Below are 7,544 nucleotides of genomic sequence, written 5' to 3'. Positions count from 1 at the left end.
TAACACGGGTTCGAGTCCCGTAGGAGTCATATAAACAGAAGTGAAACATCGCTTCTGTTTTTTTATTTAATTGAATAGAGGAGAGTTGTCCGAGTCTGGCTGAAGGAGCACGCCTGGAAAGTGTGTAGGCGCTTTATCGCGTCTCAAGGGTTCGAATCCCTTACTCTCCGTACAGTAGCTCAGAATGGTTATTTTCCATTCTGAGTTTTTTATAGATATGATATATCAAGTATTCAACTATATTTATCTTAAAATGGATAATATCTTTTTAAAAATAAAACAATCACAAAATAAATTCAAACATGAGTCCTGTTAAGTCATTTAAAAATCGTTATAATATAGAGTGTATAACTATTGGAGGAATGAATTTTGGAATTTTGGTTAAAAGAGCAAAGTATAAAAAACAAAAACAAAATCGCGGTTATAGATGGTCAGTATACATTAACATATAATCAATTATATTCTACAGCGTATCAGCTTTCAAAAAAATTATTATCTTTAAATGAAAGTAGGGTAGGACTATATATTGGAAACGACATTGATTCTGTTATTTTAGTGCACGCATGTTGGTTAGCGCAAATTGAAATTGCAATGATCAATACACGATTAACAACAACTGAAATGACTAATCAAATGAACTCAGTGAATGTTCAACTTATTTTAACTACAAAAGAGTTCGATTTATCTTCACATCAAGTTCTCTCATTTAATCAACTCAATGATTATCCTGATACGCCTAATCATAAACAATTTGATATTCATCGTATTGCATCTATTATGTTTACATCAGGGACGACAGGACCCCAAAAAGCAGTACCTCAAACATTTAAAAATCACTATGCAAGTGCATTAGGTTGTAAAGAAAGTCTAGGATTTGATCAACAAACGACATGGTTATCGGTTCTTCCAATTTATCATATTTCAGGACTTAGCGTGATTTTACGTGCTGTGATTGAAGGATTTACTGTACGTTTATTAAATAAATATAATACTGAAGATATGTTGACTATTATTAAAAACGAATATCCTACACATGTGTCACTTGTGCCACAAACGTTAAAGTGGCTAATGGATGCTGGTTTAAATAAACCATACTCAATTGAAAAAATATTACTTGGGGGTGCTAAATTATCATCCACGCTCATACAACAGGCATTGAGTTATCAATTACCTATTTATAATTCTTTTGGAATGACAGAAACATGTTCGCAGTTCCTAACCGCTTCGCCAGATATGTTAGCTAAACGATATGATACAGTAGGTAAACCAAGTGATAATGTTGAAGTATGTATTAAACAACCTAATGAAGAGGGACATGGTGAATTACTTATCAAAGGCGACAGTGTAATGAACGGATATTTGTATCCTAAAGATTTGGATAACACATTTGAAGATGGTTTCTTTAAAACAGGAGATATTGCAGAAATAGACAGTGATGGTTTTGTAATGGTTTATGATCGACGTAAAGACCTTATTATTAGTGGTGGAGAAAATATCTATCCTTATGAAATTGAAACAGTAGCTAAAACATTCAATGGAATTATAGATGCAGTATGTGTACCTAAAGAAGATGAGACTTGGGGTCAGATTCCAGCGCTTTACTATGTCGCAAGTGAAACAATTGAGGTTAATGATCTTATAAATTTTTTACAAGAACATTTAGCAAAATATAAAGTTCCTAAGATATATCAACACGTCAATGCATTACCTTATACTTCTACTGGAAAATTACAACGTAATAAAGTTGGAACTGAGGATCATTAAATGAAAATCATTGATATACAATTTTATTACTATACCGCGCCGTTTCATTCTCCGATTACGACGCCTAAAGTCGAAATGACACATCGTAAAGCACTCATAGTACGATTTATTTCTGATGAAGGGAAAAATTATTTTGGTGAATGTAATGCATTTGAAACGGATTGGTATGATACTGAAACAATTGAGACAGTAAAAATACGAATACAACAATGGTCAAAAAAGATTTTAAATCAATCATTCAATACATTTAGTGACTGGTTACCTTATCTTGATGTATTAGATAGTTATCCAGCTACTAGATGTACTGTTGTGATGGCGGTTTATCAGATGTTTTATTCACAACCGTGCTTTAACGTTGAATATGGGGCAACAGTAAGTGGTTTATCTTCTTCACAATTACAAACACTTAAAGACACAAAGCCAGCACGTATTAAATTAAAATGGAGTTCTCATCTCATTAACGATATAAAAAAGCTACGCAATGAACTTCCATTTGAATTTAGTCTTGCACTCGATGCAAATGAATCACTGGATATGTCACAATTTCAATTATTAAAAGAGATTGATCAACACAATCTTCTATACGTTGAAGAACCATTTAAAGATTTAAATGATTTAAGCTATATAGATGTTACGCATTATCCTGCTATTGCTATTGATGAAAAAGCAACGGATGTACAATCAATTTTAAAAATTATTCATCAATATCCTATAACTGCAGTTGTGGTTAAACCATTTAGACTGGGAGGAATAGATAGAGCATTAGAACTCATTCACTTATTAAAAGAGAAAGATATTAAAGTGATCGTTGGTGGGATGTATGAATATGGACTTAGTCGATATTTTACTGCTTTATTAGCAAAAGAAGGGTCTTATCCAGGAGATATTACTCCAGATGGATATTATTTTGAAACAGACTTTACACAAGGCATAGGCAAATTAAAAGAAGGATTGATATATTTCAATCCTCCTAAAGTCAATATAAATGCATTATCTGTTTATGAATGATGATGTGTATGTTTGTCTTTTTTTAAAGGTACGGGATCAAATCCACCTTCATGAAATGGATGGCATTTTAAAATACGTTTTACTCCCATATAGCCACCTTTAAATGCGCCATATACTTCTATAGCTTCTTTAGTATATTCAGAACAAGTAGGATAGAATCGACATGTTGGTGGTGTCATAGGGGAGATGAAACGCTGATAAATACGAATGATGCTTAGAAATAATTTTTTAAGCATAAATAAACCTCCTATAGACATTTGATTATTAAATAATTCTACCATATTTAAGAGGGGGATGAGTGATATGGAGTTTATCGATCAAGATGATAGACGAGTCACGATGCAATATAAAACTGATAACGATATACCGAATGGAAACCACGTTTTAGCTATTCCGATATTTCAAAATCAATTATTATTCACTAAACACTCTAAAAGAGGTATCGAGTTCCCTGGAGGTAAAGTTGAAATTAATGAAACTAGTCAACAAGCGATTGCTAGAGAACTTTATGAAGAAACAGGTGGAAAGGTAGAAGCCTTATATTATATCGCGCAATATCAAGTTCATACCTTTGATAAGTCACTTTTTAAAAAAGATGTGTACGTGATTAAAGTGAAATCAATTGAACATAAACATGATTATTTGGAAACGGAGGGTCCTATATTATTTCATCTAGTTAATGAGATTCCTGAGCACCAAAAAAGTTATTTAATTAAAGATGAAGCAATTTTAAAATGTTTAGAAAGGGTGAAAGATCTTGGGTATTACAAATATTAGAACAATGCCTGTTGAATCCAACACTCATCGATTTGAGGAAATAACTTATACAGTAGACGAATTAAATGTAAAAGCGTTACAGATGATCCCAGCGTATCATAATGTTAAACGAATTGTAGTGTATTTACGTGGTGGAAAAGGGCAAGTTGGTAGAGTAAGAGCTTCAAGACTCATGCAATTTTCTGATCCGTATACATTAGTTATAGGTCCCTATTATAGAGGAAGTAATGGTAGTGAAGGAAAAGATGAATTTTGTAATGCTGATTTACATGATGTAACAGTACTTATTCGACTATTAAAAAATAAGTATCCCCAAGCTTTCGTCCATATGATTGGATTTTCAAGAGGTGGAATTCAAGGTTTATTATCATTTCAGGATGATCCAGTTGATAGTTATATTATTTGGGGTGGCGTTTCAGATGTTCATTTAATGTATGAAGAACGTGTGGATTTAAGGGGAATGCTAAGACGTATGGTAGGTCATCCGAAAAAAGATAAAGAGGCATATGAACAAAGAAATGCGATACGTACGTTGAATCAAAACAGTCCACCTATTTTAATTGTACATGGTGGTAAAGATTGGCAAGTGGGTATACATCAAGCGTATTTTCTTCAAAAACAACTAGAACGTAAAGGGGTCAAACATGATACATTTTATCAACTTGACGAAGGCCATGTCCCAAGACCGAAAGCATTGAAAGAAGTTTTAGATTATATACATCAATGGATGAATAATATAGAACAAGACTTACAAAGATGACTATAACAGTCATCATGTAAGTCTTTTGTTTAGATATATTATTAATGACTAAATCCACCATCTTTAGCAATATCTTTTACTTCATCTCCAAATGTTTTGAAGTTTTCTTCAAAACGTTTTTTTAAGTCATTAGCTTGATGACGATAAGCCTCAGGATCATTCCAAGCATGGATTGGATTTAAAATAGTCTTAGGCACATCTTCCATTTCAGTTGGTATACTTAAACCAAATATTTCATCTTTAGTAAATGTAGCTTGTTTTAGCTTGCCAGAAATAGCTTGATCTACCATATAACGTGTATAATGTAAGCTGATACGACGTCCAACACCATATTTTCCACCAGTCCATCCTGTATTTACTAGATATACATCAACATCATGGTCATCAATTAACTTACCAAGTAAATTCGCATATTTAGTAGGATGCAAAGGTAAAAATGGAGCGCCAAAGCATGTTGAAAATGATGGTTCAGGTTCTGTCACGCCACGTTCTGTGCCAGCTAATTTTGACGTAAAACCACTTAAGAAATGATACATTGCCTGAGATTTAGATAATTTAGAAATAGGTGGAAGTACACCAAATGCATCTGCAGTTAAGAAGATAATTGTATTAGGGTGTGCAGCTTTAGAAGGTAATACGATATTATCGATATGATGAATTGGATAAGCAGCACGTGTGTTTTCTGTGTTCGTATTATCATCAAAATCAACATGGCCACGTTTATTAACAATTGTATTTTCAAGAATAGTACCATATTGAATGGCATTATAAATTTGAGGTTCTTTTTCTTTAGATAAGTGGATAGCTTTTGCATAGCAACCACCTTCAATGTTAAAAATACCATTTTTATTCCAGCCATGTTCATCATCGCCAATTAATTTGCGAGTTGGCGTCGCTGATAATGTTGTTTTTCCTGTACCAGATAATCCAAAGAATAGAGCAACATCACCTTTTTCTCCAACATTGGCAGAACAATGCATACTCATAATATCTTGCATAGGTAATAAGTAGTTCATCACTGAAAAGATACCTTTTTTCATTTCTCCAGCGTATTCAGTACCACCAATTAAAATCACTTTATGTTTAAATGAAACAATAATAAATGTTTCAGAATGAGTACCGTCAACATCTGGATTGGCTTTAAAATGAGGGGCAGAAACGATAGTGAAATTTGGCTTAATATGACTTGCTTCCTCAATAGATTCAGGTCGGATAAACATGTTTTGTGCAAATAAATTATGCCATGCAAGCTCATTGATAATTTTTAATTTTAATTGTGAGTCTTTATCACTTCCGGCATAACCGTTAAAAACGTATAATTCATCTTTTTGATCTAAATAATCTAATACTTTGTTGTATAATTTTAAAAACACGTCTTCATCTATAGGTTGATTAATGTCTCCCCAATCAATATTGTCTCGATATGAAGGTTCGTTAACGATAAATTTATCTTTTGGTGAACGACCAGTATATTTACCTGTACTCATATTAATTGCGCCAAGTTCAGTAAGTTCACCTTCATTATTATTTAAAATCTTGTAATAAAGCTGAGTAGTAGAAAGTTGAAATAAAGTCGTTTCCTTCTCTAATAAGTGTTTGATTTTAGGTGTTTCACTGTATGTATCTATTGACATACAACATCCCTCCAAATATCTATTCATTTATATATGTAAGCCCTTACATTAAAAAGTATAACATAATAATTTAATTATTCCATTGTAAATAAAAGAACATTTAAAAATCAAAATTGACAATTTTAAAGTATTTATGTAGTATAGGTCTTAACGGATTCTCTTATCCTGAGTGGTGGAGGGACATGGACCCAATGAAACCCAGCAACCTCTTTTTTTAAAAGAAAGGTGCCAAACCGTTTGCAGACGCAATATTTGTCTGAACGATAAGAGCGAATGGACGTTTAAGAGCCTTCTCTCTATCTAGATAGTTGAGAAGGCTCTTTTATTTTAAGCTCATTGTCAAAAGAGAATTTTCGTAAATATAGTTAAAAAAAGGAGCAAATCATGACTTATAATAAACGTTTATTTACATCAGAGTCAGTGACAGAAGGGCATCCAGATAAAATCGCCGATCAAGTATCTGATGCGATTTTAGATGAAATTTTAAAAGATGATCCTAATGCACGTGTCGCTTGTGAAACAACAGTAACAACAGGTATGGCTTTAATTTCTGGTGAAATTTCAACGTCTACATATGTAGATATTCCTAAAGTAGTACGAGAAACAATCAAAAATATTGGTTATACAAGAGCTAAATATGGTTACGATTATCAAACAATGGCTGTTTTAACAGCTATTGATGAACAATCACCTGATATTGCCCAAGGTGTAGATAAAGCACTTGAGTATCGCAATGATATATCTGAAGAAGAAATTGAAGCAACAGGTGCCGGAGACCAAGGATTAATGTTTGGTTATGCAACAAATGAAACCGAAACATATATGCCGCTTCCAATCTTTTTATCACATCAACTAGCGAAACGCTTATCAGATGTGCGTAAAGACGGTACCTTAGGTTATTTACGTCCAGATGGTAAAGTTCAAGTAACAGTAGAATACGATGAAAATGATAAACCTAAACGTATTGACACGATTGTGGTATCTTCTCAACATGCTGAAGACATTGAATTAGAACAAATCCAAAAAGATATTAAAGAGCATGTCATTTATCCGACTGTGCCTGAAGGTTTAATTGATGATGAAACTAAATTCTTTATTAATCCAACTGGTCGATTTGTTATTGGGGGTCCTCAAGGAGATGCTGGTTTAACTGGAAGAAAAATTATTGTAGATACATATGGTGGTTATGCTCGTCATGGAGGTGGCTGTTTCAGTGGTAAAGATCCTACAAAAGTAGATCGCTCTGCGGCATATGCAGCGAGATATGTTGCAAAAAATATTGTAGCAGCTGGATTAGCTGAGCAATGTGAAGTGCAATTAGCTTATGCAATTGGTGTAGCAGAACCTGTATCTATTGCTATTGATACATTTAAAACAGGTAAAGTTTCTGAAGGACAATTAGTTGAAGCGGTAAGAAAACATTTTGATTTAAGACCAGCAGGTATCATTAAAATGCTTGACTTAAAACATCCTATTTACAAACAAACAGCTGCATACGGACATTTTGGTCGTACTGATGTATTGTTACCATGGGAAAAATTAGATAAAGTGAATGTCCTAAAAGATGCCGTTCAAAAATAACATAGGATATATAGCAGTTA

The 7,544-nt window shown here is 33.1% G+C and carries 7 protein-coding genes, 1 tRNA gene and 1 riboswitch; of the genes, 6 read left to right on the top strand and 2 right to left on the bottom strand.

The features are described 5' to 3' along the window. Window positions 1–79: 79 nt before the first annotated feature. The 3 genes from HMPREF2561_RS01075 (at window position 80) to menC (ending at window position 2,772) form a co-directional block, all read left to right on the top strand. A tRNA-Ser gene (locus HMPREF2561_RS01075) sits at window positions 80–170 on the top strand. A gap of 199 nt (window positions 171–369) precedes the next feature. Further along, window positions 370–1,764 (top strand): o-succinylbenzoate--CoA ligase, encoded by a 1,395-nt coding sequence (menE, locus tag HMPREF2561_RS01070; protein WP_017176378.1) that lies wholly within the window; start codon window positions 370–372, stop codon window positions 1,762–1,764. After that, window positions 1,765–2,772 (top strand): o-succinylbenzoate synthase, encoded by a 1,008-nt coding sequence (gene menC / locus HMPREF2561_RS01065; protein WP_017176377.1) that lies wholly within the window; start codon window positions 1,765–1,767, stop codon window positions 2,770–2,772. Here menC and yidD read toward each other — a convergent pair. Beyond that, window positions 2,763–3,008, bottom strand: a complete 246-nt coding sequence (gene yidD, locus HMPREF2561_RS01060) for a membrane protein insertion efficiency factor YidD (RefSeq protein ID WP_019835282.1) — start codon at window positions 3,006–3,008, stop codon at window positions 2,763–2,765. The genes menC and yidD overlap by 10 nt on opposite strands. Window positions 3,009–3,075: 67 nt before the next feature. Here yidD and ytkD point away from each other — a divergent pair, with 67 nt between their 5' ends. Both ytkD and HMPREF2561_RS01050 read left to right on the top strand, forming a co-directional pair. Continuing rightward, a complete protein-coding gene (ytkD, locus tag HMPREF2561_RS01055; RefSeq protein ID WP_017176375.1) occupies window positions 3,076–3,549 on the top strand; it encodes an RNA deprotection pyrophosphohydrolase in 474 nt (157 codons plus the stop codon). Continuing rightward, window positions 3,530–4,309, top strand: a complete 780-nt coding sequence (locus HMPREF2561_RS01050; protein ID WP_081323986.1) for an alpha/beta hydrolase family protein — start codon at window positions 3,530–3,532, stop codon at window positions 4,307–4,309. Before ytkD ends, HMPREF2561_RS01050 begins: the two co-directional genes overlap by 20 nt. Before the next feature lie 41 nt (window positions 4,310–4,350). Here HMPREF2561_RS01050 and pckA read toward each other — a convergent pair whose 3' ends face one another. Further along, window positions 4,351–5,943 carry a phosphoenolpyruvate carboxykinase (ATP) gene (gene pckA, locus HMPREF2561_RS01045; RefSeq protein ID WP_069723825.1) on the bottom strand — a complete coding sequence of 531 codons (1,593 nt, stop codon included), beginning with the start codon at window positions 5,941–5,943 and terminating at the stop codon, window positions 4,351–4,353. Between the two features lie 157 nt (window positions 5,944–6,100). Continuing rightward, window positions 6,101–6,213: riboswitch (SAM riboswitch) on the top strand. Between the two features lie 114 nt (window positions 6,214–6,327). Here pckA and metK point away from each other — a divergent pair. After that, entirely contained in the window at window positions 6,328–7,524 is a 1,197-nt protein-coding gene (gene metK / locus HMPREF2561_RS01040; RefSeq protein WP_017176372.1) for a methionine adenosyltransferase, read from the top strand. Window positions 7,525–7,544 lie beyond the last annotated feature (20 nt).

The organism is Staphylococcus sp. HMSC069E10 (genome assembly GCF_001809205.1).
GTDB lineage: Bacteria > Bacillota > Bacilli > Staphylococcales > Staphylococcaceae > Staphylococcus > Staphylococcus hominis.
This window is presented reverse-complemented; position numbering and strand designations above follow the sequence as displayed.